We start from the raw sequence: 25,885 nt of genomic DNA, 5'->3' as shown, positions 1-25,885 counted from the left end.
GACGGTGACCTTGCAACAATCCGAAACGGAGTGGGCATGATTATTGAACCGCGCGTGCGAGGCTTCATCTGCACGACGGCGCATCCGGCCGGCTGCGCGACGAACGTCCGTGAGCAGATCGCTTACGTGCTCCGCCAAGGCTCGATTGCGGAGTGTCCCAAGCGCGTCGCTGTGCTGGGATGTTCGACGGGCTACGGCCTCGCCAGCCGCATCGTTGCGACCTTCGCCGGCGGCGCTGACACCATCGGTGTGTCATTGGAGCGTGAGCCCACAGCGACCAGGACAGGCAGCGCCGGATGGTACAACAACCGCGCCTTCGAGATCGAGGCGCAGAAGATCGGCCGCTCTCCGCTCACGCTCGAGGGCGACGCCTTCTCCGATGAATTGAAGAAGACGTTCATCGAGCGCGTGCGTGAAAAGTTCGGACAGCTCGACCTGCTGGTCTACAGCATGGCCGCGCCGGTCCGCACCGATCCGGTTACTGGCAAAACCTGGCGCTCGGCGATCAAGCCGCTCGGCGCACCCGTCGAGATCAAGACCCTCAACACCGAAACCGGCGAGGTCTATGAGACGACCATTGCGCCGGCGAGCGAGGATGAGGCCACCGCCACCGTCGCGGTGATGGGCGGCGAGGACTGGAAACGCTGGATCGACCAGCTCGCGGATGCCGGCGTGCTGGCACCGGGCTTCCGGACGCTGAACTACACCTATATCGGCAGCGAGCTGACCTGGCCGATCTACTGGCACGGCACGCTGGGGCGCGCCAAGGTCGATCTCGACCGCAAGGCGGAACAGATCCGGGGCCGGCTCGGCCAGGACGCGGCGCGCGTGGTGGCGCTGAAGGCTGTCGTCACCCAGGCGAGCTCTGCGATCCCGGTGGTGCCGCTCTACGGCACGGTGCTGTTCAAGGTGATGAAGCAGCTCGGGCGCCACGAAGGCTGCATCGAACAGATCGATCGGCTGTTCCGGACGCGCCTTGGCCCGAATGCCGAAGTGGACGACGCGATGCGCCTTCGCGTCGACGATTGGGAGCTTTCGCCCGAAGTTCAGAAGGAAGTGTCGCGGCGCTGGCCCCTTCTCACGACGGAAACGCTCGGCGATTTGGCGGACCTTCCGGAATACCGGAGAGAATTTCTTCGCCTGTTCGGCTTTGGCATCGACGGCGTCGATTACGCAGCGGATGTGGACCCTCGCGTCGTCACGTAAGCTTGGTGAGATCGCGTAAGGGTCATAGGATGGGTAGAGCGCAGCGAAACCCATCGAATCCTTATGCGGAGAGACGATGGGTATCGCTTCGCTCCACCCATCCTACGCATCATCCCGCGGCGATCTTCTCGGCGCGCTGGAACGCCGGCCGCGCCACGATGCGATCGAGATAGGCGTCGAACGACGGCCGCGACGGCAGCAGCTTGAACATCCGCACTGCGAAGTTCAGCCCGGAGCCGATGGTAATGTCGGCGGCGGAGAATTTATCGCCGAGAATCCAGGGGCCCTTCTGCAGCGCGGCGTCGAGCACGTCGAAAGTCTGGGTCGCGCTGCCCCACGCCGCCGTGCTCGGCGGCACTTCGAGCTTCGTGTAGATCTGGATAATCGCCGGCTCCATGCAGCTCGGCGTGAAGAACAGCCACTGCAGATAGCGCGCCCGCAGCGGATCGGTGATATCTGGCGCGAGCCTGGTTTCAGGATAGCGGTCGGCGATATAGGCGCAGATCGCCGCCGCCTCGCCGAGCGCGGCGTCGCCGTCCTGCAATCCCGGCACCTTGCCCATCGGATTGATCGCAAGATATTCCGGCGCCTTCTGCGCGCCGGTCGAAATGTCCGTCAGCACGCGCTCATAAGGCAGCCCGGACTCCTCGAGCAGCCAGATCGCGGTGAACGAGCGCGAGCGGGGCGACCAATAGAGTTTTATCATGGCGGAACCTTTCATCGGCGCAGGATGAGTAGCGTGCCGTTCATTGCGCGTCTGCTCCAAATTGACAACGCACCATGAGAGGAGCCGCGCGGGGGTTCAAGCGACCCTGGTCAGGTTGCGGGCGACCTTGTTCAATCACTGCTGAGATAAGTTGGCAGAACTTCGTCAAGACGCGCCGCAATAAGTGCGCGCGTCCTCTCGCGAAGCGTCGTGTTTCCTGCGGCCGCCGCCGACGGCTCAGGGAACTCCGAGTTCTCAAGCTTTGTGAGCGGATCCTCGCCAAGTTGCAGTCCTCGGGCCAGCCTCGCGCCAAAATTCCCGAGCGGGCGGTTGATCCTCTCATAGGTGCTGCCGTCGAGCATGCTCAACGAAACATTGGCGAACAGTTCCGTGCGCCTGAGCACCGAGCCAAGTCCGCGGCTATAAACGCCGACACCGTCCAGCGTGAGATTGGTGTTTGCAAGCTGCGTCTTGTATCTGGTCACGACAAGATATCGTTCGCAGTTCGCAGTCGGCGTGATGCCTTTGACGATCGCCGAAAGGCCCTCGCGAGGATCGGGCAGGAATCGCGATGTCGGATTATAGAAGGGTTCGAACGCACCCTTTGGGTATGAGATCCGTCTTACACCCGGATCGGCGCCGGTCACCGCGCGTATCCGCGCAACGGCGAGATCGTCGAATCCCCATCCGTTGACCGCGACCGCGCTCCCTTCGGTCTCAAACACCGTGAGCCCGAATTTCTGCACGGAAAAGCGATCCTCGATCGCCGCAATGATGCCAAGGCGGCAAGGACCGGTTTCCGCAACCGGCTGCTTCGCGGCGGTCTTGGCCTTCGGCGCCGCTTTTTTCGCCACAGGTTTGGAAGATGGCGCTGCCGCCGGGTCCGTTGCAGGGGTTTGAGCCCATCCCACTGCCGTGAAGCATGACACGAGGATGACGGCGGCAGTAATGTTACGCAACATGATCCGAACAAAGACAGTTGATGACGACGAGAACAAAAACTACAGCGTGCGCGTTCCGTCCGCAAGCGCCGCTAGGGCTTTGAGGCGGATTTTTGCCATCGATAATATTTCATCATGAAGCCGTTCTTCGGTTCGAGCTCTTCTTTCTCGAACACAAAGCCTTCGCGCTCGTACCAGCGCCAGGCTTTTTCGTTCTCGCGCACGCAGCGCAACCAGATCTCGTCGGGCATTTGTTGCCGTGTGAAGCCGAGCAGGCGGCGTCCGAGGCCGCTGCCCTGATATTCGGGCCCGACGAATAGCTGGTCGAGATAGTTGTCAGGCAGATGCAGCGCGAGCATCGCCGCCAGCTTTCCGCGGTCGTCGGCGACGTAAAGGCTCCATCCTTTCGCGGCCTCCGTCGTGACGCGTTCGCGCAATCTCGCCAGCATGGTCGCGCTGGCGTCTTCCAAGCCTGTCGAGACCCACGAGTCCATCCAGACGCGGGTGATCTGTTCGTACTCGTCGGATCGGGCAGGGCGGATCACGGGCTGGGACATCGGAAGCCTTCATTCTCTCTTGAGCAGTCGAATTCGCTACTTGTCGCGCGATTCAAGCCCGCGCCGTCCGTGACGTCGATTTCGCCTCGCGCTGTGCGCGCAACGCATCGGCGGCGAGGCAGACCACTTCGGAGATCTGCAAGAGCTGGCCGGCGAGCGGACTTGTCTTGCGCCAGACCATGCCGATGGTCCGCGACGGCTGCGGGTTCTTGAAGCGCGCGACCGAGACCGAGGCCGATCGCGTCTCCACGCCGACAGCCATTTCCGGGATCAAGGTGACGCCGATTCCGGCGCCGACCATTTGAACGAGCGTCGAGAGCGAGCTCGCGTCCAGCACTTCGCGCGGCGGCGACGACTGCATGTTGCAGAACGACAGCGCCTGGTCACGGAAACAATGGCCCTCTTCGAGGAGCAGCAGCCGCATTTCGCGCAGGCTTTCGTGGCTCGGCACCGGCGTGCCTTCGTCCCAGCCGGGCCGCACCAGCAGAAAGGTTTCCGAAAAACAGGCAACCTCGGTCAGCGACGGCTGCGAAACCGGCAGCGCGACGATCGCGGTGTCGAGCCGGCCCTCGGTGACCTCCTTGATCAGCCTGGGCGTCTGGGTCTCGCGAACGTGAATGTCGAGTTCCGGATGCATGCGCGACAGATTCTCGATCACCTTCGGCAGCAGATAGGGCGCGATCGTCGGGATCACGCCGATGCGCAGCCGCCCGGCGAGGCGGTCGCGTGAGGCGCGGGCGAAATCGCCGAGTTCATCGACCGATCGCAGGATGTCGCGCACCCGCTGGATGATTTCCTCGCCGAATTTGGTCAGCGTGACCTGCCGCGCGCTGCGTTCCAGCAGCACGCCGCCGAGTGCCTCCTCCATTTCCTTGATCTGCATCGAGAGCGCCGGCTGCGAGATGGAACAGGCCTCGGCCGCGCGGCCGAAATGGCCGTGACGGGCCAGCGCATCGAAATAGCGGAGCTGCCGGAGGGTAATTTGAATCATCAGACAATCTTATCGGTTCGATCACTAAAATCAACTTCCCCTGATCGACGGGCGTGCTTAGATTGCTTCCAATCCAAACAAGACGCGACCCCAGGAGATCATCATGGACGACCAGACCAAATGCCCGTTCTCGGGCGGCAATCGCGCGCGCACAAACCGTGACTGGTGGCCGGATGCGCTCGACGTTTCCATCCTTCACCGCAATTCCGATCTCTCCGATCCGATGGGCGAGGCGTTCGACTACGCCAAGGAGTTCAGAAGCCTCGACCTCAACGCCGTGATCAAGGATCTGACGGCCTTGATGACGGAATCGCAGGACTGGTGGCCGGCGGATTTCGGTCACTATGGCGGCCTGATGATCCGCATGGCCTGGCACAGCGCCGGCACCTATCGCATCACCGACGGCCGCGGCGGCGCCGGGGCGGGCCAGCAGCGCTTTGCGCCGCTCAACAGCTGGCCTGACAACGCCAACCTCGACAAGGCGCGCCGGCTGCTTTGGCCGATCAAGCAGAAATACGGCCGCAAGATCTCGTGGGCCGACCTGATGATTCTCGCCGGCAACGTCGCGCTGGAATCGATGGGCTTCAAGACGTTCGGTTTTGCGGGCGGCCGTGCCGACGTCTGGGAGCCGGAAGAGCTGTTCTGGGGCCCTGAAGGCACCTGGCTTGGCGACGAACGCTACAGCGGCGAGCGCCAGCTCGCCGAGCCTCTCGGCGCGGTGCAGATGGGCCTGATCTACGTCAACCCGGAAGGGCCGAACGGCAATCCGGACCCGCTCGCGGCGGCCAAGGACATCCGCGAGACCTTCTTCCGCATGGCGATGAACGACGAAGAGACCGTCGCGCTGATCGCCGGCGGCCACTCCTTCGGCAAGACCCACGGTGCCGGCGATCCATCGCTGGTCGGCGCGGACCCGGAAAGCGGCGCCATCGAGGACCAGGGCTTGGGGTGGAAGAGCAAGCACGGCACCGGCATCGGCGCTGATGCCATCACCGGCGGCCCGGAAGTCACCTGGACCCAGACGCCGACCAAGTGGAGCAATCTGTTCTTCAAGAACCTGTTCGAAAACGAATGGGAGCTGACGCAAAGCCCGGCCGGAGCAAAGCAGTGGAAGGCCAAAAATGCCGAAGCTACGATCCCGGACGCCTATGACAAGTCGAAGAAGCATGTGCCGACCATGCTGACCACCGACCTGTCGCTGCGCTTCGATCCGGCCTATGAGAAGATCTCGCGGCGCTTCTATGAGCACCCCGAGCAGTTCGCCGACGCGTTTGCGCGGGCCTGGTTCAAGCTCACGCATCGCGACATGGGTCCGATCGCGCGCTATCTCGGCCCGCTGGTGCCGAAGGAGACGCTGATTTGGCAGGACCCGATTCCGGCGGTGGATCACCCGCTGATCGGCGAGCAGGACATTGCGGCGCTGAAGACGAAGATCCTCGGCTCCGGCCTCACCGTGCCGCAACTCGTCTCGACCGCATGGGCCTCGGCCTCGACGTTCCGCGGCTCGGACAAGCGCGGCGGCGCCAACGGCGCGCGTATCCGCCTCAGCCCGCAGAAGGACTGGGAAGTCAACCAACCGGCCGAACTGAAGACCGTGCTCTCGAAGCTCGAGGCGATCCAGAAGGAGTTCGGAAAGAAGGTTTCGCTGGCCGATCTGATCGTGCTCGGCGGCGTTGCGGCGGTCGAGAAGGCCGCCAAGGATGCCGGCGTCGACGTGAAGGTGCCGTTTACGCCGGGCCGCGCCGATGCGTCGCAGGACCAGACCGACGTCGAGTCCTTCGCACCGCTTGAGCCGCGCGCCGACGGCTTCCGCAACTACGTGAACAGCAAGAAGCACCAATTCATGAAGCCGGAAGAGGCGCTCGTGGACCGGGCGCAATTGCTGCGCTTGACCGGCCCCGAACTGACGGTGCTGGTCGGCGGCCTGCGCGTGCTCGGCGCCAATTTCGGCGGCTCCAAGCACGGCGTGTTCACCGATAGGCCGGGCACGCTGACCAACGACTTCTTCGTCAACCTGCTCGACATGGCGACGCAGTGGCAGTCCGCCGGCTCCGATGGCGTCTATGAAGGCCGCGATCGCAAGACCAAGGCGGTGAAGTGGACTGGCACCCGCGTCGACCTGATCTTCGGCTCGCACGCGCAGCTCCGGGCGTTCGCGGAAGTCTACGGCTCCTCGGATTCGAAGGAGAAGTTCGTGAAAGACTTCGTCGCGGCCTGGAACAAGGTGATGAACCTCGATCGCTTCGACATCGCCTGAGCCGCACGGCTTCACGTGAAAAGGGCGGCCTCTCGGCCGCCCTTTTTGTTTTCTGGAATAGTTTCGCGCTCACACCCCGAGCGTGCCGGCCTTTGCCGCCGCATAGCGCTCGGCGATCTTGGCCCAGTTCACCGTATTCCACCACGCCTTGAGATAATCGGCGCGGCGGTTCTGGTAGTTCAGATAATAGGCGTGCTCCCAGACGTCGTTGCCCATCAGCGCCCGCTTGCCGTCCATCATCGGATTATCCTGGTTCGGCCTGGTCTCGATCGCGAGCTTGCCATCCTTGCTGACGGTCACGAACACCCAGCCGGAGCCGAACTGCCGGCCGCCGGCGGCGTTAAAGTCGTTCTGGAATTTTTCCATGCCGCCGAGATCGCGGTCGATCGCCGCCAGCACGTCGCCTTCCGGCTTGCCGCCGTTCGGGCCCATGATCTCCCAGAACATGGTGTGGTTGGCATGGCCGCCGAGATTGTTGCGGAGGGTGAATTTGATGCTGTCGTCGAGCGCGTTCAGATTGCCGAGCACGTCCTCGATCTTCGCCGTTCCCAGCTGCGGGTTGGTATTGGCGACATTGTTGAGATTGGCGACGTAGGCGGCGTGGTGTTTGCCGTGATGGATTTCCATCGTCTTGGCGTCGATATGGGGCTCGAACGCGTTGGTCGGATAGGTCAGTGCCGGCAGCATGAAGGGTCCGGTCGGAGCGGCGGCTGCCGGGGCAGGAGCGGCCGCCTGCGCAAAGACGAGACGTGGGGCCGCAACCGCGGCCGCAAGCCCGCTTGCAGCAAACATCAGATGGCGCCGGGACATGGATGACATCGACTTTCTCCTTACCTGTAGATGAACTCTGTGAATATGCGTTGGGACAGAACGCCGTAGGCCGCTGCGGATGACAAGTTACGGATGACGGGGGGGATCGGGTCTCGTTTTCTCTCCTCGTAGCCCTGCGACGTAATTGCACAGGTGCGGCCGTCCCGGCAATGTAACCCCGGCGGGCAACAAAAAAGGGCGGCCGTTCGGCCGCCCCCCTGTTCACATTTTAGCGATGCCTTACTCGCCGGCGGCTTCGCGCGGCGCCTGGCCTTCGGCCTTCTGCTTGGCCTCAAGGTCCTCGCCGGTGGCCTGGTCGACCACCTTCATCGACAGCCGGGTCTTGCCGCGGTCGTCGAAGCCGAGCAGCTTGACCTTGACCTTGTCGCCTTCCTTGACGACGTCGGAGGTCTTCTGCACGCGGTTCGACGCGAGCTGGCTGATATGGACGAGGCCGTCCTTGGCGCCGAAGAAGTTCACGAAGGCGCCGAACTCCATCACCTTGACCACGGTGCCTTCGTAGATCTGGCCAACTTCCGGATCGGAGGCGATCGACTTGATCCACTTGATGGCGGCCTTCATCGCCTCGCCGTCGTTGGAGGCGACCTTGACGGTGCCGTCGTCCTCGATGTTGACCTTGGCGCCGGTCTTCTCGACGATCTCGCGGATCACCTTGCCGCCGGTGCCGATCACTTCACGGATCTTGTCGGTCGCGATCTTGAAGGTCTCGATGCGCGGCGCGTATTCGCCGAGCTCGGCGCGGGCATTGGTCAGCGCCTTGGCCATTTCGCCGAGGATGTGGACGCGGCCTTCCTTGGCCTGGCTGAGGGCGACCTTCATGATCTCCTCGGTGATGCCCTCGATCTTGATGTCCATCTGCAGCGAGGTGATGCCTTGGTCGGTGCCGGCCACCTTGAAGTCCATGTCGCCGAGATGATCCTCGTCGCCGAGAATGTCCGAGAGCACCGCAAAGCGGGAGCCTTCCAGAATGAGGCCCATCGCGATGCCGGCGGTCGGCCGCTTAAGCGGCACGCCGGCGTCCATCAGCGCCAGCGAGGCGCCGCACACCGAGGCCATCGATGACGAGCCGTTGGATTCGGTGATCTCGGAGACCACGCGCACCGTGTAGGGGAATTCATGGTGCGGCGGCAGGACGGGATGGATCGCGCGCCAGGCGAGCTTGCCGTGGCCCGTCTCACGCCGCTTGGTGCCACCGAGACGGCCGGTCTCGCCGACCGAGTAGGGCGGGAAGTTGTAGTGCAGCAGGAACGTTTCCTTGTACGTCCCCGACAGCGCGTCGATGTACTGCTCGTCCTCGCCGGTGCCGAGCGTGGTCACGACCATGGCCTGGGTCTCGCCGCGGGTGAACAGCGCCGAGCCGTGGGCGCGCGGCAGCACGCCGACTTCGGCGATGATGTTGCGCACGGTCTTGGAATCGCGGCCGTCGATGCGCTTGCCGGTGTCGAGGATGTTCCAGCGAACGATCTTGGCTTCGAGCTCCTTGAACACGCCGGCGATGCGCAGCTTGTCGTATTTCGGCTCCTGGCCTTCCGGGAAGTAGTGCGCGATCACCTTTTCCTTGACCTTGCCGACCGCGGCGTAGCGATCCTGCTTGACCGGAATGGCGTAGGCGGCGCGCAGGTCCTGCTCGACGATGCCGAGCATTTCCTTTTCCAGCGCCGAATTGTCGATCGTGGTGACCTCGCGCGGCTCCTTCGCGGCCTTCTCGGCCAGCTCGATGATCGCGTTGATCACCGGCTGGAAGTGGCGGTGACCGAACATCACGGCGCCGAGCATGATGTCTTCGTTCAGCTCCTTGGCTTCCGATTCCACCATCAGCACGGCGTCGGCGGTGCCGGCGACGACGAGGTCGAGCTGGGTGTCGGTCATCTCGTCGAGGGTCGGGTTGAGGATGAACTCGTCATTGGCGAAGCCGACGCGCGCTGCGCCGATCGGACCCTTGAAGGGCGCGCCTGACAAAGTGAGGGCAGCCGACGACGCCACCAGCGCGACGATATCGGGATCGTTCTCCATGTCGTGCGACAGCACGGTGGCGATCACCTGGGTCTCGTTGCGCCAGCCGTCGACGAACAGCGGACGGATCGGGCGGTCGATCAGGCGGGAGACCAGCGTCTCCTTTTCGGTCGGGCGTCCTTCGCGCTTGAAGTAGCCGCCGGGAATGCGGCCCGCGGCGTAGGTCTTTTCCTGGTAGTCGACGGTCAGCGGCAGGAAGTCGACGCCTTCGCGCGGCGCCTTCGCGGCGACGACGGTGGCGAGCACCACGGTCTCGCCATAGGTGGCGATCACGGCACCGTCGGCCTGACGGGCGATCTTGCCGGTTTCCAGTTTGAGGGGACGTCCACCCCAGTCGATCTCGACGGAATGTTTATTGAACATATCGGTTTCTTTCATAGGTTCACGAGAGAGCAGCGCCCAAAAACACAAAGACCATGCGCAAGATGGCAAGATGCTGATCGCAATGGGAGATCAGCATCCGGCGATCCTGCCATGGTCTTTATCTTTCGGATGGCGTCCATCCTCTCGGCAGTCACGGGCACCTTGCCCTGTCCAGCGGCCGGATTGCTGCTGGACGTTGTCGAGCATGATCCTGATCGGATGATGCTCCCTTGCGCATGATCGTCTCCGACAATCGGAGTCCGTTTTCTTCGGATGACCATGCGAAAACGCGCGCAAACTGCGCGCGCGTAGTCTCAAATCAACGGCGAATGTTATGCTTTTCGAGCAACGCCTTGTAGCGCGCCTCGTCCTTCTTCTTGATGTAATCGAGAAGCGAGCGGCGCGTCGACACGAGCTTCAGAAGGCCGCGGCGTGAATGATTGTCCTTCACGTGGGTCTTGAAGTGGCCCGTCAGATTGTTGATGCGTTCCGACAGGATCGCAACCTGGACCTCGGGCGAGCCGGTGTCGCCGGCTTTGGTGGCATTCGTCTTGATGACTTCCGCTTTGCGTTCGGCGGTAATCGACATCGTCAAACTCTCTCATTGCTGCGACCGGAACTGGCAGTCAGCCCGGTCAGGTTGAACACGCGCTTGGGGATGAGTTCGCCATTGCCAATCTCGGCGAGGGCCAGAAGCCGGCCTGCCACCGTGACATAGACTGTGCCGCTACTATTGGGCGCATCCCGTCCGCGCAACAAAACGGCCTGGCCCCGATGGAGCCTTGCCGCATCAGCCCGTGTGACGGCCAGTGCCGGGATGTCGTCCAGCGCGGTCTCAACGGGCAAAAGCGCGTCGGCGAGGCTTCCCTCGCCAGACGCGGCTCTATTGCACAAAGCCTCCAACTCTTCCAGCGGAATCATGTCCGTTTCGCGGAACGGGCCGACCAGGGTCCGCCGCAACGCGCAGATATGGCCAAAACAGCCCAGAATCCGGCCGATATCGCGCGCCAGCGCCCTTACATAGGTACCTTTACCGCACTCGGCCTCGAACACGGACTGGCCGTTATGCCCATGCTCTACAAGGGTTAATTCGTGAATCTCAACGGGCCGCGGCTTCAGCTCCACGGTCTCGCCGTCGCGCGCCAGGTCATAGGCGCGCTCGCCCTGGACCTTGATGGCGGAATATTGCGGCGGGATCTGCTCGATCAGGCCGGTGAACTGGGGCAGCAGGGCCCGGATCGCCTCCGCCGAGGGCCTGAGGTCGGATGTCTTGACCACGCGTCCCTCGGTATCATCGGTGTCGCGCTCCTCGCCCCAGGCAACCGTGAAGCGGTAGCGCTTCTTGCCGTCCATCACGAACGGCACCGTCTTGGTGGCCTCGCCGAGCGCGATCGGCAGGCCGCCGGAGGCCAGCGGATCGAGCGTGCCGGCATGGCCGGCGCGCTTGGCCTGGAACAGGCGCTTGAGCACGGCGACCGCGTGGGTGGAGGTCATGCCGATCGGCTTGTCGAGAACGACCCAGCCGTGAACGTCGCGCTTGTCGCGCCGCGGCTGGTTGGTCTGGCGCTGCTGCTTGTTGCGCGGATCGTTGTTGTCGCGGCGACTGTTGTCGTCCGCGCGGCGATTATTATCGTCCGCGCGGCGCTCACCTTGATCGCGACGCTGCTGGTCGCCGCGCGATTCGCCCGAAAAAATATTCTTCGTGGCGTCGTGCGAATCGGCAGTTGGCTGCGCGATCACGCGGTTGGCGGTGGGCATTGTCATCACTTGTCGTCCGAATCGGGTGCGAGGTCGCGCTGCACCGCAGGTGTTCTCAGTAATTTCTCGATCCGTTCCGCTTCATCGAATCGTTCGTCGACGCGAAAACGAAGCTCAGGAGCAAATTTCAAGTTAACGCGGTGCGCGATCTCGCCGCGCAGGAACTTCTTGTTGCGATCGAGCGCCGCGAGCACGATGTCGGTATCGCGGCCGCCGAGCGGCATCACGTAAATCGTTGCAAGCTTCAGGTCGGGCGACATCCGCACTTCAGGAACGGTGATGATGTGGCCTTCAAGGTCGGGGTCGTGAACGTTACCCTGCGACAAGATATCGGCGAGGGCATGGCGCACGGTCTCGCCGACGCGCAACTGACGTTGCGAACCGCCGGGAGCGGAACCCTTGTTGTGGTGACGGGGCATTTTCGAAATCCCAATTGCCGTCATCACCCGCCTTATGCGCAATTGCGCATTGGAGCGGGTGATCCAGTATTCCGTGCTCAACGTTAGTTACGGTGACTACTGGATGCCCCGCCTTCGCGGGGCATGACGGTTAGCTCAAAAATTCCAGGCTCTTCGCAAGGTTTGGACTTACAGAGAGCGCTGGATCGTCTCGATGCGGTAGCACTCGATCACGTCGCCGACACGCATGTCGCCGTAATTCTCGAATGCCATGCCGCATTCCTGGCCGGATTGCACTTCCTTCACTTCGTCCTTGAAGCGCTTCAAGGTCGAGAGCTTGCCTTCGTGCACGACGACGTTGTCGCGGATCAGCCGCACATTGGCGCCGCGTTCCACGGTGCCGTCGGTGACGCGGCAGCCGGCGACCTTGCCGACCTTGGAAATGTTGAACACTTCCAGGATCTGGGCATTGCCGAGCATGGTTTCGCGCAGCGTCGGCGCGAGCAGGCCGGACATCGCCTTTTTGATGTCGTCGACGAGATCGTAGATGATGTTGTAATAGCGGATCTCGATGCCGTTGCGCTTGGCGGCAGCCGCGGCTTCCTTGTTGGCGCGAACGCTGAACCCGATGATGGCGGCGTTAAAGCCTTCCGCCAGCGTGACATCGGATTCGGAGATGCCGCCGACGCCCGCATGCAGGATGCGCGCGGCGACTTCCTCGGTGCCGAGCTTTTCGAGCGAACCCAAAATGGCTTCGAGCGAGCCCTGCACGTCGGCCTTCACGATCAGCGGGAATTCCTTGCGGCCCGCGGTCTTGAGCTGCGACATCATCTGCTCGAGCGAGCCGCGCATGCCGGAGATCGAGGCGGCGGCATTCTCGCGCTTCTGGTGGGCGCGATAGCTCGTGACCTGGCGGGCGCGGGCTTCGTTCTCGACGACCGCGAGGCGGTCGCCGGCTTCCGGCGGCCCGTTGAAGCCGAGCACCTCGACCGGCACAGAAGGTCCGGCCTCGTCGAGATTGTCGCCCTGGTCGGAGATCAGCGCGCGGACGCGGCCCATTTCGGCGCCGGCCACGATGATGTCACCGACGCGGAGCGTGCCGCGCTGGACCAGCACGGTCGCGACCGGACCGCGGCCGCGATCGAGCTTGGCTTCGATCACGGTGCCTTCGGCGGGCCGTTCCGAATTGGTCTTCAATTCGAGCAGTTCGGCCTGCAGCGCGATCATCTCGAGAAGCTTGTCGAGATTGGTCTTGTTCTTGGCGGATACCTCGACGTCGACGACTTCACCGCCGAACGATTCGACCTGGACCTCGTGCTGTAGCAGTTCGGTGCGCACGCGCTCCGGCTTGGCATCGGGCTTGTCGATCTTGTTGATCGCCACGATCATCGGCACCTTGGCCGCCTTGGCGTGGTTGATCGCTTCGATCGTCTGCGGCATGACGCCGTCATCGGCCGCCACCACCAGGATCACGATGTCGGTGACCTTGGCGCCGCGGGCGCGCATCGCGGTGAACGCCGCGTGGCCGGGCGTATCGATGAAGGTGATCTTCTTGCCGCTTTCCGGCGAGGTCACCTGATAGGCGCCGATATGCTGGGTGATGCCGCCGGCTTCGCCCGACACCACGTTGGCGTGGCGCAGCGCGTCGAGCAGCGAGGTCTTGCCGTGGTCGACGTGGCCCATCACGGTGACGACGGGCGAGCGCGGCTCGGTGTCGGTGGAATCGTCGACGACGTCGAACAGGCCCTCTTCAACGTCGGACGCGGCGACGCGCTTGACGCTATGGCCCATTTCCTCGGCGATCAGCTGCGCGGTATCGGCGTCGATCACGTCGGTGATCTTGTGCATCGCGCCCTGCTTCATCAAAAGGCGGATGACGTCGACCGCGCGCTCCGACATGCGGTTCGCCAATTCCTGGATCGTGATCGCTTCCGGGATCGTGACCTCGCGGACCAGCTTTTCCTTCGGCTCGTTCGAGGCATGGCCCTTCAGGCGCTGGGTGCGGCGGCGGAACGAGGCGATCGAACGCTCGCGCACGTCGTCATTGAGCGCGGTGACGACGGTCAGGCGGCCGCGTTCCTTCTGCGGCCCGGGCTTGTGGGTGGTCTTGGGGGCGGCGACCGGACGCATGGCGCCGCCGGGACCGCGCCTGATCTGGCGCGGACCTTCGTCCTCGTCGGAACCGTCGGCGGCGACCGGCGTACGGACGGGCGTCGCAGCGGCCGGGCGGGTGGTGCCTGCCGGGCGCGCCGTGGCCGGACGGGCGGTAGCAGTGGCAGGCGCTGCGGCCGCTGCCGCGGCAGGCTTGGCTTCGCCTTCGCCGAACCGCTTCTTGGCCTCGCCTTCGGCCTTGCGCTTGGCTTCCTCTTCCTGGCGGTGCCGCTCTTCCTCGGCCTTGCGGCGGGCTTCGGCAGCCTCGCGCTCGGCTTTCTCGGCGGTTTCGCGGACGGCGCGGCGCTTGGCCTCTTCCTCGGCCTGCCGCCGCTCCTCGACTTCGCGCACCTTGGCGTCGGCCAGCGCGCTGGCGCGGGCGGAGCGTTCGTCTTCGGTCAGCGTGCGCAGCACGACGCCGGAGCCGCCGCGCGCCCCGGCCGGTGCTGCCCCGGGGCGGGAGAGCGGCGCTTTCGCCGCGGGCGCCTTGGCGGCCACAGGCTCTGGCGCATGCGTCTCAGTCGCCGGCGCATCGCCGCCGACGCGGCGCTTGCCGCGCTTTTCGACCACGACCTGCTTGGTCCGGCCATGGCTGAAGCTCTGGCGCACGGTGCCCGTCTCGACCCGCGGCTTCAGCGTCAAGGTCTTGGTCGGGACACTCAAAGTCTTGTCGCCAGGCGTTTTGGTATCAACCATTCAGCAGTCCTAATCTCGTTAGCGTTGTGCGCTTCCGCGCCGTCATTACAGCAAGGTCTTCGGAACCGATCGTCGTCAGAATTTCTGGCCGCCATCCCCGGTCCTGTCGTCATCGTCCATCCGGTATCGAACCAGGATCTGGCAGCGCGACAGGAACGTTTTGCTCGCCGGGCCCGCGAGCAGCGCAGCATGTATCACATTTGACCGGCCCAGTGCCAAATCCAATTGTGCCGAGGTTAAAGCAGTCACAATCGGCAAATCGCGCGAATCGCCGATATTTCGGCTCCTTTGCCCGGCGATCGCGTCCAATTTGCGGATTCCGTCGGCCGCCCCGTCAGAAGCGTGGACCAGGGCTTCGGCCCGGCCCTGTTCGAGCAGGCCCTCGACCTTGGCATAACCGGAAATCACCTGGCCGGCCTTGGCGGCCATGGCCAGCGCCTCGACACAGCTTCGTTCCAGCAGGGCCTCGGTATCGGCGGGAAGGGTGGCCGCAACCCGGACGTCGCGCTTGAACCCACGGCTAAATTGGTGACGCCGCACCGCTTCTGCAATGGTGCGGCGCGAGGCGCCGACCCACAGGCCGCGGCCGGGCAATTTTCGTTTCAAATCGGGAACGACGTCGCCCGATGGGGCGACCACGAAGCGGATCAGCTCGTCAATCGGGCGCACCTTCCGGCTGACCGCGCACATCCGCATGGTCGCGGACTTGTCGGTCCGCGGCCCATGGTCGAGATCGGGGTCAGCCAAAGCGAGCATGCCTGTTTGACGGCTCCTGTCATCTGCGCACGGTCTGCGCGCAGAAATGATATTCGGCGGTGCGTAACACCCGCATTACGCCGTCTGGTCGGCGGCCTCGGCCGCCTCGGTCTGCTTGGCGAGCTCGGCCTCGGTGATCCAGCCGGCGATGACGCGGGCCTGCATGATCATGCGCTCGGCGTCGTCGCGCGAGATCTCGTTGGCGTCCAAAATGCCGGCGTGCTTGGTCGGCTCGCTGCCTTCCTTGCGCTCGGTCCAGCCAACCAGATCGTCGGTGGCGCAGCCCGCCAAATCCTCGACCGTCTTGATGTCGTTCTCGCCGAACTTCACCAGCATCTTCGAGGTTACGCCGGGGACCTTCTTCATCGCATCTTCCACGCCAAGCTCCTTACGCTTGTTTTCCAGCTCTGTTTCGAGCTGTTCCAGATACTCCCTCGCCCGGCTCTGCAGCTCGTTGGCGGTTTCCTCGTCAAAACCCTCGATGCTGGCCAATTCCTTGACGTCGATCAGCGCCAGCTCCTCGACCGAGGTGAAGCCTTCCGAGGCCAGCAACTGGCCGACCACCTCGTCGACGTTCAGCGCTTCCATGAAGACGCGCGTCGAATTCTCGAAGTCGGCCTGGCGGCGCTCGGATTCTTCCTGCTCGGTCAGGATGTCGATATCCCAGCCGGTGAGCTGCGAGGCGAGGCGCACGTTCTGGCCGCGCCGGCCGATCGCCAGCGAGAGCTGGTTGTTGGTATCGGGCACGACGACCTCGATCCGCTCGCGGTCCTCGTCGATCACGACCTTGGCGACTTCGGCCGGCGCCAGCGCATTGACAACGAAGGTCGCGATATCGGGCGACCACGGAATGATGTCGATCTTCTCGCCCTGCAGCTCGTTCACGACCGCCTGTACGCGCGAGCCGCGCATACCGACGCAGGCGCCGACCGGATCCACGGAGGAATCCCGGGAAATCACGCCGATTTTCGCGCGCGAGCCGGGATCGCGGGCGACCGCCTTGATCTCGACGATGCCGTCATAGATCTCGGGCACTTCCTGCGCGAACAGCTTGGCCATGAACTGCGGATGGGTGCGAGAGAGGAAGATCTGCGGTCCGCGGGTCTCGCGGCGGACGTCAAAGATGTAGGCGCGGACGCGGTCGCCGTTGCGGAACACCTCGCGCGGCAGCATTTCGTCGCGGCGGATGATGGCCTCGCCGCGGCCGAGATCGACGATCACGCTGCCATATTCGACGCGCTTGACGACGCCGTTGACGATATCGCCGATGCGGTCCTTGAATTCCTGATACTGCCGGTCACGCTCGGCTTCGCGCACCTTTTGCACGATCACCTGCTTGGCCGACTGCGCGGCGATGCGGCCATATTCCAGCGGCGGCAGGGTGTCGGCGATGGTGTCGCCGACCTGGGCGCCGGGGTTGGCGCGCTGCGCGTCTGCCAGCGAAATCTGGTTGGCCGAGTTCTCGACCTGCTCGACGACCAGCATGTGGCGCGACAGCCGCAGCTCACCCTTCTTGGCGTCGATTTCGGCGTGAACGTCGGTCTCGCTGCCGTACCGGGCGCGGGCCGCCTTGGCGATGGCGTCTTCCATCGCAGCGATCACGATGCCGCGGTCGATCGACTTTTCGCGGGCGACCGCGTCTGCGATCTGCAGCAGCTCGAGTTTGTTGGCACTGACTGCCATGGCCTAGTCTCCTTCGGTAGGATCGATATCGCCCCTGCGCAGCCTTTCTGCGGCGAGGCGGTGTTTCTTGGTGTTGGTCGGAGCCGGCTTCTTGCCGGACTTCGACTTCGGTCTATTGCTTTTGGCCGGGTCGCTCTTCTTCGCGTGCGGCGGAGACGGCGGCGCCAGCCCGAGATTCTGTTTCAATTGGCGCTCGGCCTGCTTGCCGCGGCGCATCGATTCCGCAATCAATTCGTCGGTCAGAACGAGGCGCGCCTCGGCGATGTCTTCCATCACCAGAAGCACGTCGGCATCTTCGTCCGCGCGTGTGTCATCCCGATGTAACCGCACGGTGTCGCCTTCGACGCCGGCCAGCGTACCACGGAAACGCTTGCGGCCCTGATGGGCGATGGCCATTTCAATTTTCACGAGGTGGCCGCCAAAACGCTCGAAGTCGGAGCGACGGACCAGCGGGCGGTCGATGCCCGGCGAGGATATTTCCAGCCGGTAGGCCCGGTCGATCGGGTCGGCAACGTCGAGCACCGGCGACAGCGCCCGCGAGATCGCCTCGCAATCCTCGATCTGCATCGACCCGTCGGGCCGCTCGGCCATGATCTGGACGGTGCAGCCGGCCTCGCCGGATATTCTGATCCGGACCAGCCGGTAGCCCATGCCCTGCAGCACCGGACCCGCGACCGCCGACACCCGCGCCGCCACGCCCGGCTCGACGACGAGACGGGGCTCGGCGAGCAGGTCGGCATCCACGGAACCAGTCGGATCGATCATGTCCAGGGTCAAAAGCGTCTTACTTGCATGGGTTTAGGCCGGGCCTTAACCGGGTGTCCGGCCGGTTCCCCAAACCGGCCCGCGTGCCCGTTCTGGGCAGGGCAGGTTCAGGTAATAAAAAAGAGCGGGTCCCGGGGGGCCCACTCTCAATACGCGATCGTATGAGAACCATAAGTTGCCGCGGATATAGCGGTTTTTCCGCAATCCGACAAGGCCCGCGATTCCGTTAAGACCGATTTTGCCACGCTTTGGCAGTGCGGAAATCGTCTAACCCTTCATTCATAGACGCTGCCTAGATTTCCCGAAAAACCGGCCAATTCGGCTGGTTTGGGTGGGGTTTATGACTGGTTCACCATCGCTGATCCCGGAACTCGACGACATCGTCAGTCGCGGCGATCCGAAACGCCGCGCCGATGCCGCGCGCCGTGTCAGCGAGCTTTTCCTGCAGGGCGCGGCGAACTTCCGCGCGGACCATGTCGAATTGTTCGACGGGGTCCTCACCAGCCTCGTCCCGCACGCCGAACTTACCGAGCGCGCCGAATTGGCCGAGCGGCTGTCGCTACTGGACAACGCGCCGCGCGGCCTGGTCGGCCAGCTGGCCCATGACGATGAAATCGCCATCGCCGGGCCGCTGCTGCGCCGTTCGCCGCTGATCGACGAAAAGACGCTGCTCGAAATCGCCTCCGAGAAGGGGCAGGGCCATCTGCTGGCAATGGCGGAGCGGCCGACGCTTTCAACCGAACTCACCGACGTCATGGTCGCCCGCGGCGACCGCGACGTCATCAGGCGGACGGCCGGCAATGCCGGCGCGGCCTTCTCGACGAGCAGCTATTCCACGCTGATCAAGCGCGCCAGCCAGGACGGCGTGCTGACGATTCGGCTCGGCCAGCGCGACGACCTCTCGCCCGATCACTTGAAGGAGCTGCTTTCCGGCTCCATCGACGTCATCCGCCGCCGCCTGTTCCAGGTCGTCAAGCCCGAGCGGCAGGCCGAGATCAAGCAGGCGATGACCATCATCGAGACCCCATCCGAGCGCGAGGAGCGGCGCGACTTCTCCTCGGCGCAGCGGACGGTGACCAAGCTTCATCGCGAAGGCGCGCTCGGCGAAGGCGCACTGCTCAATTTCGCCAGGGTCTTCAAATACGAGGAAGCGATCGCCGCGCTGTCGGCGATGACCGGCGTCAAGATCGAAACGCTACATCGCCTGATCAGCGGCGAACGCTACGATCCGATCCTGATCGCGGGCAAATCGATCGATCTCGAATGGGCGACGGTGCGCGCGCTGATCCTGCTTCGGCTCGGTCCGAACCGGACGGCGTCTCCGACCGACATCGAAGATGCGCGGCTCAACTACATGCGCCTGATGCCCTCGACCGCCCAGCGCGTCCTGGCGTTCTGGAAGACGCGGTAAGTCTGGCCCCGACGCTCTCTCCGTCATTGCTCGCAATGACGGCTGAGGAGAAACATCTCCCCAACGCAAAACCGCCACGCTATGCTCCGTGCCAAGGACGCGACACAGCGTCATCTTGGGGAGTGCGACATGCTGACGGACGCAGAAGTTCAAGCCCATGCCGACCGGATCCGCGACAACGGATACACCGTCATCGAAAGGGCGGCGAGCCCGGAACTGGTCGAAGGCCTGATCGCCACGCTGCAGCGCATCGAACGCGAGCATCAGCTCGGCCCGGCCAAAACCTCGTTCGAGGGTTTCAAGACCGTCCGCATCAACAACCTCCTCACCTATGACGATTTGTTCTGGGAGGTGCCGCTGCACGACAACGTGCTGCCGGTGGTGGAGCGCGTGCTGGACAGAGAATGCCTGTTGTCGTCGTTCTGCTCGCTGGTACTGGGACCAGGGCAGGAGGCGCAGCCGATCCATGAGGACACGCAACTCATTCCGCTGCCGCGGCCGCACATTCCGATCACCATCAATGCAATCTGGGCATTGTCGGATTTCCGCGCCGATAACGGTGCGACGCGGATCATCCCTCGCAGTCACAAATATGATTCCTCGCCCGAGTACGGCCGGCAATACGACGCCGTCACGGCGACGATGCCGGCCGGCAGCGTGATGCTGTTCGACAGCGCGCTATGGCATGGCGGCGGCGCCAACAACTCCGAGGAACGGCGCTTCGCATTCTCCTGCGCCTATTGCTGGGGCTGGATGCGGCAGCAGGAGAATCTGCAGCTCGGCATTCCCCAGGAAACCGCAAAGCGCTTTCCGCGGCGGCTGCAGGAACTATGCGGCTACAGCGTCTACAAGGGACAGTTCGGCCATATCGACAACCACGACCCGATCGAGCTGTTGGGACGCGAGCGTGGCAAGCGCATGGTATGGGAGGCGACCGACGTCAGGAAGGCGCGAATGATGGGCGAGGCGGCGAAGGCGTAACGGAACGGATCGCTGCAACATCACGCGATCGAAGAAAACCGTCGACCAGGCCGTTCCCTTCTCTGCATGCGTCGAGCAGAAAAGACCGAGCTTCCAATCTGGCGTCTTGCATCACGCATACAGTCAAGCGAACGCGGCATGCTGCAAGTGCGTCAGATGAAATCCGTCGCCGCTTCCGAAAAAAATTTTCAGTTACACCGGACAAGGTTGCTCGCCGCCTCTTTTTGGCCCGGTTCAGCCTTTCACCTTGTCAAATCTTCGCGCAATCGCCATCACTATGGCATCAGTGCAGAAAGCGAGACGAAAATGTCATCGCCTTCAGACAAGACACGGCGCAGGATTATCCTGACCGCGCTCGCTACTGCGGTGCACGCGTCCGCGCCTCGCTCGGCCGCCGCCGAGGAAGATCCCCCTGGAAGCGATCTGCGGCCGCAAAAAGCCGACCTTCTGGTTTTTGCCGAGGGCGATCACGCAGGCGAGGTGATCAAACCGGAGGACTTGAAGGCGGGCGGCCCGCCCGTGCGCGCCTGGCCGAAGGATCCCAAGACCTCGGTGGTGCGCAAAGCCTCGCGGTTGAACGAGGTGGTGCTCGTCAAGCTTGATCCTGCGGAACTTGACGACGCCACGCGCCCGCGGTCGGCCGACGGCATCGTGGCGTATTCGGCGATCTGTTCCCATGCCGGGTGCCCGATCACGGCCTGGGTGAAGGCGGCGCAGGGCGACAAAGAAGTTCTCAAATGCATGTGCCACAATTCGGAGTTTGACCCCCGGCAAGGCGCGCAGGTGGTGTTTGGACCAGCGCCCCGGCGCCTCGCCGCGCTGCCGCTCGCGATGGCTGACGGTTCGCTCACCATCGCTGGAACATTCATCGGAAAGACCGGAGCACAGCAGGGAGGATGATGTCGCGCCGGCAGATGCCGTTCAAGGACAAAGATGAAGAAAAACAAACAGGGAGGAAGCGTCCATGACCATGAAGCAGTGGCTGTTGCCGGGCTTGTTCGCGTCAACATGCCTTTTCTCAATCACCTGCAGTGCCGGCCCCATCGAAAGCTACAGTCCGGTCACACCAGATCGTCTGAAGAATCCGGAACCCGGCAACTGGATGCTGTATCGCCGGACCTATGACGGCCAAGGCTACAGTCCGCTCAAGGAGATCAACACCTCGAACGTCAAGGACATGAGGCCGGTATGGACGTTCTCGACCGGCGTAGTGGAAGGACATGAAGCGCCGCCGATCGTCAACAATGGCATCATGTTCATCACGACACCGATGGGGCAGGTGATCGCACTCAATGCCAAGACCGGCGATGAGTACTGGCGGTACAAGCGGCAGCTCCCGGACGATCTGTTCCAGCTGCACCCGACCAACCGCGGCGTCGGGCTGTGGCAAGACAAATTGTATCTAGCCACGACAGACGATCATGTGGTGGCGCTCGACGCCAAGACCGGCAAGGTGCTGTGGGACACCAAGGTTCAGGATTACAGGAAGGGCCAGTACCTGACGCTGATGCCGTTGGTGGTCGACGGCAAGGTGATCGTCGGCGGTTCGGGCGGCGAGTTGGGCGTACGCGGCTATGTGGTCGCGTTCGATGCCGATACCGGCAAGGAACTCTGGCGCACCTTCACCATACCGGGGCCGGGCGAGCCGGGCCATGAAACATGGACCGGTGACGACTGGAAATCGGGTGGCGGCTCGGCATGGATGACGGGCACTTACGATCCCGAGACGAAGACGATCTATTGGGGCGTCGGCAACGCCGCGCCCTGGCCGGGAGACAGCCACCCCGGCGACAACCTCTACACCAGCTCGGTGCTCGCGCTCGACCCTGATAACGGCAAGATCAAAACCCACTTCCAATACCATCCGAACGATTCCTGGGATTGGGACGAGGTGGATGCGCCGATGCTGGTCGACCTGCAGCGGGACGGTCGCACCTTCAAGAGCCTGATCCACCCGGGACGCAACGCGATCTTCTGGGTGCTGGAGCGCAAGCCGGACAAGATCAACTATGTCGCCGGCTGGCCTTTCGTTCACACCGACGTCTGGAAAGGCATCGAAGCCGAGACCGGCAAGCCGATCGTCGATCCCGCCCACAAGCCGGTCATGGGCAAGCGGATCGAATTCTGTCCCTCCTTGTGGGGCGGCAAGGATTGGCCGTCGGCGGCCTACAGCCAGAACACCAAGCTCGTCTACGTCCCCGCCAATGAGAATTTCTGTGGCGGCTTCACCGGCGAGAAAGTCCCGCTGGTGGAAGGCCAGCTATGGCTCGGAACCAAGCCCGAAGATATCGGCCTGAAGGTCCGGCCCGGCGCGACGCATTATGGCGAGTTGCAGGCGTGGGACCCGGCGACCGGCAAGAAGGTCTGGTCGCACAACTTCCCGAAATCGCAACTGTTCGGTTCGGTGACGGTGACCGCCGGCGATCTGGTGCTGGTCGGTGGCACCAATGACCGGATGTTCCGCGCCTTCCACGCCAAGACGGGCGAGTTGCTGTGGGAGCAAAAGACCAACTCCGGCATCATGGGCATGCCCGTCGCCTATGAGGTGGACGGCACGCAATATATCGCGGTGCAGTCGGGGTGGGGGGTTGACGCACAGCGCATCCAGGATGCGCTGGCCACCCAGAACAATGTCGGTATCGAAAACAACGTACCGCAGGGCGGTGTCGTCTGGGTGTTTGCCGTCAAGAAGTGATTGGCGGACGCCGCTCGGGAGCGATCGGAAATGAAAGGGGGCGCCGAACGAAATGTTCGGCGCCCCTTTTGCTGGCCGCTATCGATACTACTTGCCCATTCTCTCGACCTTGCCCTTCTCGGCCTCGTTCATTTTCTTAACGGTCGGATCCCGCGGCGCTTCGCCGGTGGTCTGGTTCGTCGTTGCCGGCGGACCTTCGTTTGGCAGGGAAGATTGCCCCGGCGGTGTCGTCGCCGGCCGCGTTGCGGTCGCAGGGGGTGGCGATGTCGTTTGGGCGGTCGCCGCCTGCACAAACAATAAAAGAGCGCTCGACAGCAGGGACGCCGCGAGCGCTGTTGAGTTCGGTTTCATCGATCTCGCTCCTGTCGGATCGATGAAAACGGCCGGTGCCGCCCAAGGTTCCTGTTACGCCTCCAATTGCTTGCCGATCGGCAAGGCGCGGATGCGCTTACCGGTCGCGGCGAAGATCGCGTTGATCAGTGCTGGCGCAAAGGGCGGCACGCCAGGTTCGCCGACGCCGCTCGGCGGCGTATCGGGGCCGGCGGGCACGATGTAGACATTGGTCACGGCCGGTGCCTCGTCGATGCGGATCACAGGGAAGTCGTCATAATTGCCCTGCTGCACCTTGCCGTCCTTGAAGGTGATGGCGCCGTGCTTGGCGAGGCTCAGGCCCATGATCGCGGTGCCCTCGATCTGGGACTGGATCCGTTCCGGATTGACGTAGGTGCCGCAATCGATCGCGGTATCGACCCGGGGCACAGTGAGCTTGCCCTTGTCGTCAACGGCCACCTCGACGATCGTCGCGATGTAGCTGACGAAGCTGCGATGCGCGGCAATGCCGAGCCCGTGTCCCTTGGGAACGGTTCGGCCCCAGCCGCCCTTTTCAGCGACCAGCTCGACGACCTTGCGAAGCCGCGCAGTGTCGATCGGGTAGCTGTCGTAGGGCTCGCCATAGTTCCAGAGGTCTTTCACGGAATCGAGCTTGACGATCCGCGGCGTGCCGATCAGTTCGAGCAACGTCGTCTTTTGGTCGCGGCCGGTGGCATGGGCGATTTCGCCGACCATGGACTGCACCGCGAAGGCACGCGGAATGTTCGACACCGAGCGGAACCAGCCGATGCGGGTATGCGCGGCCGCTTCCGGATTTTCGCACTGCACGTTGGCGATCTCGAATGGCATGTCGACCAGCCCCATGCCGAGCTCGAACGGCGCCTGATTTTTCGTTCCGGCCGCAAAGGTCGAGGCGATGCTCGGCGCGACGCTGCGGTGCCGCCACGCCGTCACCTTGCCGCTCTTGTCGAGGCCGGCCTCGATGCGCTCCACCGAGACGGTGTGCAGGAAGCCGTTGCGAATGTCGTCCTCCCGCGTCCATTGCACCTTGACGGGCGCGCCGAGTTCCTTTGAGAGCAGCGCCGCTTCGAGGGCGTAATCGCATTTCGACTTGCGGCCGAAACCGCCGCCGAGCAGCGTGACGTTGACGGTGACATTCGCCTCGGGAATGCCGAGCGTCTTGGCGACGTCCTCGCGCGTTCCGCCGGCGCTTTGCACCGGCGCCCAGATCTCCGCCCTGTCGCCCTTGACGTCGGCGACCGCAACCGGCGGCTCCATGGCGACATGGGCGAGATGCGGCAGATAATATTCACCGATGATCACCTTGTCGGCGGCCTTCAGGGCGGCTTCGACGTCACCTTCCTTGCGAACCACGAGGCCGGGTTTGCGTGCCGCTTCCTCGAGCTCGGTTCGGTAGGCGACCGAGTCGTATTTGCCGTTCGGGCCGTCGTCCCAGACGACCTTGAGGGCATCACGGCCCTTGATCGCCGCGCCGGTGTTGCGCCCGATCACCGCGACCCCGCCAAGCGGCTGGAATTTGGAAGGCCACGGCCAGCCCTTGACCTCGATCACCTTCTCGACGCCGGAGACCTTCATCGCATCAGCGCCGTCAAACGAGGCGACCTTGCCGCCGGTCACCGGCGGGCGGGCAATCACGGCGTATTTCATGCCGGGCAGGCGCACATCGGCGCCGTAACGCGCAGCACCGACGGTGATGTCGCGCAGGTCGACCATGCTGATCTGGCCTTTGCCCAGATAGCGAAAATCCTTCGGGTCCTTCAGCTTCAGGCCTTCGACGCTGGGGACTGATTCCTTGGCGGCATCGGCGGCTAGTTCACCAAAGCCAAGGCGGCGGCTGGTCGCACTATGGACGACTTCGTGATTGACGGCCCTTACCTCGGCCGCCGGCACGCCCCAGCGTTTCGCCGCGGCGGCTTCGAGCATTGTGCGGGCCGAAGCGCCGATCTGCCGCATCGGCATCAGATAGTGGCGCGTGCTGCGCGATCCGTCGGTGTCCTGGTTGCCGAATTTGACCTCATCGCCATGCGCCTGCTGGACGCGAACGCGCGACCAATCGGCGTCCATCTCTTCGGCCACGATCATCGGCAGGGAGGTGCGGACACCGGTTCCCATCTCGGCACGGTGCGCGACGATCGTGACAATGCCATCGGGCGCGATCGACACGAACACGCGCGGGTCGACCACGGTGCCGTGCGGCATCTTGTCGGCGCCGGTCTGGTACGCGGCAAAAGCCGGGCGCGACATCACGGGCGCCGCTAGAACGAAGCCGCCGGCAAGGCCGAGGCCTTTTAGGATGCTGCGGCGCGAAACGTTATCGACCTTGACGTACCGTTCAAAGCCACGAAGTTTCTTCGGATTGGTTGCGATGTTCATGA

The 25,885-nt window shown here is 63.6% G+C and carries 21 protein-coding genes; 6 read left to right on the top strand and 15 right to left on the bottom strand.

Translation table 11 applies throughout. From position 1 onward, the window contains the following. Positions 1–36 precede the first annotated feature (36 nt). Entirely contained in the window at positions 37–1,206 is a 1,170-nt protein-coding gene (gene fabV / locus RX331_RS00290; protein ID WP_317254701.1) for an enoyl-ACP reductase FabV, read from the top strand. 109 nt (positions 1,207–1,315) lie between these two features. Here the strand turns inward: fabV and RX331_RS00285 are convergent, their stop codons facing one another. The 4 genes from RX331_RS00285 to RX331_RS00270 all read right to left on the bottom strand — a co-directional run bounded on the left by RX331_RS00285 (position 1,316) and on the right by RX331_RS00270 (position 4,401). Further along, positions 1,316–1,912: a glutathione S-transferase family protein gene (locus RX331_RS00285; RefSeq protein WP_317254700.1), complete on the bottom strand. Its 597-nt coding sequence runs from the start codon at positions 1,910–1,912 to the stop codon at positions 1,316–1,318. Positions 1,913–2,043: 131 nt separating this feature from the next. Then, positions 2,044–2,559 carry a hypothetical protein gene (locus RX331_RS00280; RefSeq protein WP_317254699.1) on the bottom strand — a complete coding sequence of 172 codons (516 nt, stop codon included), beginning with the start codon at positions 2,557–2,559 and terminating at the stop codon, positions 2,044–2,046. Positions 2,560–2,945: 386 nt separating this feature from the next. After that, positions 2,946–3,410 (bottom strand): GNAT family N-acetyltransferase, encoded by a 465-nt coding sequence (locus tag RX331_RS00275; protein WP_317254698.1) that lies wholly within the window; start codon positions 3,408–3,410, stop codon positions 2,946–2,948. Positions 3,411–3,462: 52 nt separating this feature from the next. Next, positions 3,463–4,401: a LysR substrate-binding domain-containing protein gene (locus RX331_RS00270; protein ID WP_317254697.1), complete on the bottom strand. Its 939-nt coding sequence runs from the start codon at positions 4,399–4,401 to the stop codon at positions 3,463–3,465. A gap of 103 nt (positions 4,402–4,504) precedes the next feature. Here RX331_RS00270 and katG point away from each other — a divergent pair, with 103 nt between their 5' ends. Further along, a complete protein-coding gene (gene katG / locus RX331_RS00265; protein ID WP_317254696.1) occupies positions 4,505–6,658 on the top strand; it encodes a catalase/peroxidase HPI in 2,154 nt (717 codons plus the stop codon). Between the two features lie 69 nt (positions 6,659–6,727). On the opposite strand, the gene RX331_RS00260 is transcribed toward katG, so the two are convergent. The 9 genes from RX331_RS00260 to rimP all read right to left on the bottom strand — a co-directional run bounded on the left by RX331_RS00260 (position 6,728) and on the right by rimP (position 18,072). Then, positions 6,728–7,477: a superoxide dismutase gene (locus RX331_RS00260; protein WP_317254695.1), complete on the bottom strand. Its 750-nt coding sequence runs from the start codon at positions 7,475–7,477 to the stop codon at positions 6,728–6,730. Between the two features lie 231 nt (positions 7,478–7,708). Further along, a complete protein-coding gene (gene pnp, locus RX331_RS00255) occupies positions 7,709–9,865 on the bottom strand; it encodes a polyribonucleotide nucleotidyltransferase (protein WP_317254694.1) in 2,157 nt (718 codons plus the stop codon). Positions 9,866–10,184: 319 nt separating this feature from the next. Further along, on the bottom strand, positions 10,185–10,454 hold the full coding sequence (gene rpsO / locus RX331_RS00250; protein ID WP_028347859.1) for a 30S ribosomal protein S15: 270 nt from the start codon (positions 10,452–10,454) through the stop codon (positions 10,185–10,187). A gap of 2 nt (positions 10,455–10,456) precedes the next feature. Then, positions 10,457–11,629, bottom strand: coding sequence for a tRNA pseudouridine(55) synthase TruB (gene truB / locus RX331_RS00245; protein ID WP_317254693.1), 1,173 nt, complete (start codon positions 11,627–11,629; stop codon positions 10,457–10,459). Next, on the bottom strand, positions 11,629–12,042 hold the full coding sequence (gene rbfA / locus RX331_RS00240) for a 30S ribosome-binding factor RbfA (RefSeq protein ID WP_317258345.1): 414 nt from the start codon (positions 12,040–12,042) through the stop codon (positions 11,629–11,631). Before rbfA ends, truB begins: the two co-directional genes overlap by 1 nt. A gap of 168 nt (positions 12,043–12,210) precedes the next feature. Next, positions 12,211–14,868, bottom strand: a complete 2,658-nt coding sequence (infB, locus tag RX331_RS00235) for a translation initiation factor IF-2 (protein ID WP_317254692.1) — start codon at positions 14,866–14,868, stop codon at positions 12,211–12,213. A 75-nt stretch (positions 14,869–14,943) separates the two neighbouring features. After that, entirely contained in the window at positions 14,944–15,624 is a 681-nt protein-coding gene (locus RX331_RS00230) for an RNA-binding protein (protein ID WP_317254691.1), read from the bottom strand. 75 nt (positions 15,625–15,699) lie between these two features. Beyond that, on the bottom strand, positions 15,700–17,307 hold the full coding sequence (gene nusA, locus RX331_RS00225) for a transcription termination factor NusA (RefSeq protein WP_317254690.1): 1,608 nt from the start codon (positions 17,305–17,307) through the stop codon (positions 15,700–15,702). A 3-nt stretch (positions 17,308–17,310) separates the two neighbouring features. Continuing rightward, positions 17,311–18,072: a ribosome maturation factor RimP gene (rimP, locus tag RX331_RS00220; protein WP_317254689.1), complete on the bottom strand. Its 762-nt coding sequence runs from the start codon at positions 18,070–18,072 to the stop codon at positions 17,311–17,313. Positions 18,073–18,412: 340 nt separating this feature from the next. On the opposite strand from rimP, the gene RX331_RS00215 reads away from it, so the two are divergent. The 4 genes from RX331_RS00215 (at position 18,413) to RX331_RS00200 (ending at position 23,159) form a co-directional block, all read left to right on the top strand. After that, complete coding sequence (locus RX331_RS00215) at positions 18,413–19,483, top strand: DUF2336 domain-containing protein (protein ID WP_317254688.1); 1,071 nt, start codon at positions 18,413–18,415, stop codon at positions 19,481–19,483. Between the two features lie 129 nt (positions 19,484–19,612). Then, positions 19,613–20,464, top strand: a complete 852-nt coding sequence (locus RX331_RS00210; RefSeq protein ID WP_317254687.1) for a phytanoyl-CoA dioxygenase family protein — start codon at positions 19,613–19,615, stop codon at positions 20,462–20,464. A gap of 306 nt (positions 20,465–20,770) precedes the next feature. After that, positions 20,771–21,364 (top strand): Rieske (2Fe-2S) protein, encoded by a 594-nt coding sequence (locus tag RX331_RS00205; RefSeq protein ID WP_317258344.1) that lies wholly within the window; start codon positions 20,771–20,773, stop codon positions 21,362–21,364. A 64-nt stretch (positions 21,365–21,428) separates the two neighbouring features. Then, positions 21,429–23,159 (top strand): methanol/ethanol family PQQ-dependent dehydrogenase, encoded by a 1,731-nt coding sequence (locus RX331_RS00200; protein ID WP_317254686.1) that lies wholly within the window; start codon positions 21,429–21,431, stop codon positions 23,157–23,159. Between the two features lie 87 nt (positions 23,160–23,246). Here the strand turns inward: RX331_RS00200 and RX331_RS00195 are convergent, their stop codons facing one another. Together RX331_RS00195 and RX331_RS00190 are read right to left on the bottom strand one after the other, a co-directional pair. Beyond that, a complete protein-coding gene (locus tag RX331_RS00195; protein WP_317254685.1) occupies positions 23,247–23,510 on the bottom strand; it encodes a hypothetical protein in 264 nt (87 codons plus the stop codon). Positions 23,511–23,564: 54 nt separating this feature from the next. Next, entirely contained in the window at positions 23,565–25,883 is a 2,319-nt protein-coding gene (locus RX331_RS00190) for a xanthine dehydrogenase family protein molybdopterin-binding subunit (RefSeq protein WP_317254684.1), read from the bottom strand. Positions 25,884–25,885: the final 2 nt, after the last annotated feature.

It is taken from the genome of Bradyrhizobium sp. BWA-3-5 (assembly GCF_032917985.1).
Classification (GTDB): domain Bacteria; phylum Pseudomonadota; class Alphaproteobacteria; order Rhizobiales; family Xanthobacteraceae; genus Bradyrhizobium.
Note: the sequence above shows the minus strand (reverse complement) of the source record. Positions and strands in the feature narration are given on the sequence as shown.

Coding starts and splice junctions, on each gene's coding strand:
- nusA (WP_317254690.1), bottom strand. CDS start 17,307: ATGGCAGTCAGTGCCAACAAACTCGAGCTGCTGCAGATCGCAGACGCG.
- RX331_RS00205 (WP_317258344.1), top strand. CDS start 20,771: ATGTCATCGCCTTCAGACAAGACACGGCGCAGGATTATCCTGACCGCG.
- RX331_RS00230 (WP_317254691.1), bottom strand. CDS start 15,624: ATGCTCGCTTTGGCTGACCCCGATCTCGACCATGGGCCGCGGACCGAC.
- RX331_RS00200 (WP_317254686.1), top strand. CDS start 21,429: ATGACCATGAAGCAGTGGCTGTTGCCGGGCTTGTTCGCGTCAACATGC.
- rimP (WP_317254689.1), bottom strand. CDS start 18,072: ATGATCGATCCGACTGGTTCCGTGGATGCCGACCTGCTCGCCGAGCCC.
- RX331_RS00270 (WP_317254697.1), bottom strand. CDS start 4,401: ATGATTCAAATTACCCTCCGGCAGCTCCGCTATTTCGATGCGCTGGCC.
- RX331_RS00275 (WP_317254698.1), bottom strand. CDS start 3,410: ATGTCCCAGCCCGTGATCCGCCCTGCCCGATCCGACGAGTACGAACAG.
- RX331_RS00260 (WP_317254695.1), bottom strand. CDS start 7,477: ATGTCATCCATGTCCCGGCGCCATCTGATGTTTGCTGCAAGCGGGCTT.
- infB (WP_317254692.1), bottom strand. CDS start 14,868: ATGGTTGATACCAAAACGCCTGGCGACAAGACTTTGAGTGTCCCGACC.
- truB (WP_317254693.1), bottom strand. CDS start 11,629: ATGACAATGCCCACCGCCAACCGCGTGATCGCGCAGCCAACTGCCGAT.
- fabV (WP_317254701.1), top strand. CDS start 37: ATGATTATTGAACCGCGCGTGCGAGGCTTCATCTGCACGACGGCGCAT.
- RX331_RS00195 (WP_317254685.1), bottom strand. CDS start 23,510: ATGAAACCGAACTCAACAGCGCTCGCGGCGTCCCTGCTGTCGAGCGCT.
- katG (WP_317254696.1), top strand. CDS start 4,505: ATGGACGACCAGACCAAATGCCCGTTCTCGGGCGGCAATCGCGCGCGC.
- RX331_RS00285 (WP_317254700.1), bottom strand. CDS start 1,912: ATGATAAAACTCTATTGGTCGCCCCGCTCGCGCTCGTTCACCGCGATC.
- rbfA (WP_317258345.1), bottom strand. CDS start 12,042: ATGCCCCGTCACCACAACAAGGGTTCCGCTCCCGGCGGTTCGCAACGT.
- RX331_RS00215 (WP_317254688.1), top strand. CDS start 18,413: ATGACTGGTTCACCATCGCTGATCCCGGAACTCGACGACATCGTCAGT.
- pnp (WP_317254694.1), bottom strand. CDS start 9,865: ATGTTCAATAAACATTCCGTCGAGATCGACTGGGGTGGACGTCCCCTC.
- RX331_RS00210 (WP_317254687.1), top strand. CDS start 19,613: ATGCTGACGGACGCAGAAGTTCAAGCCCATGCCGACCGGATCCGCGAC.
- RX331_RS00190 (WP_317254684.1), bottom strand. CDS start 25,883: ATGAACATCGCAACCAATCCGAAGAAACTTCGTGGCTTTGAACGGTAC.
- rpsO (WP_028347859.1), bottom strand. CDS start 10,454: ATGTCGATTACCGCCGAACGCAAAGCGGAAGTCATCAAGACGAATGCC.